Annotated in this window: 1 pseudogene; it reads left to right on the top strand. The window is 62.4% G+C overall.

The features are described 5' to 3' along the window. The first annotated feature begins 38 nt into the window (after positions 1-38). Positions 39-853, top strand: a pseudogene (locus ACFPOB_RS30415) (IS5 family transposase).

The following is an 853-nucleotide window of genomic DNA, read 5'->3' as shown; positions in this document are numbered from 1 at the left end:
TAGGCCTCGTGGACAAAGCTTGACCTGAGACACGCGGATTGATTCAAGGCTTCTTTTTGGAGGAAGCCTTGGGCGAGCGGATCGGTCTGACGGACGAGGAATGGGCGTTGATTGGGCCTTTGCTGCCGGCCGAGCACGGGCGCGGTTGCCGACCGGCGCAGGACAACCGCCGCTACTTTGAGGGCATGATGTGGTTGGCGCGGACGGGCGCGCAGTGGCGGCATCTCCCCGACGATTACGGCAAATGGAACAGCGTCTTCCGCCGCTACCGGCGCTGGCTGGAGGTCGGCGTTTTCGACGCCATGCTGGAAAGCCTGGCGGAGATGGTCGAGCGAGACCCCTCCGCCGACATGATCGACTCAACCATCGTCCGGGCGCATCACTGCGCAGTCGGCATAAAAAGGGGACTCAGCAAACAGAGGCGCTTGGTCGATCGCGTGGCGGCTTTACCACCAAACTCCATGCCCGCTGCGATGCCAAAGGCCGCCCGCTCGGCTTCGTCCTGACGGGCGGAGAGGCACACGACGTCAAGGGCTTCGCGCCGCTGCTGCGGATGGTCGCCGACAAGATCGAAGCGCTGCTGGCGGACAAGGGCTATGATGCCGACGCCATTCGCGAGGAGTTGGCGAAAGCCGAGATCGAGGCCGTCATACCGGCCAAGCGCAACCGCAAGAACCCTGCGCCGCACGATGCCGAGAAATACAAGTGGCGCAATCTGATCGAGCGTCTGTTCAGCAAGCTCAAGAACTGGCGGCGCGTCGCCACACGCTACGACAAGAGCAAGGAATCTTACCTCGGATTCGTCGCCATTGCCGCAGTCAAACTCTGGCTACCCTTTGTCCACGAAGCCTAG

This window comes from Allobosea eneae (genome assembly GCF_042657265.1).
GTDB classification, from domain to species: Bacteria; Pseudomonadota; Alphaproteobacteria; order Rhizobiales; family Beijerinckiaceae; genus Allobosea; species Allobosea eneae.
Note: the sequence above shows the minus strand (reverse complement) of the source record. Positions and strands in the feature narration are given on the sequence as shown.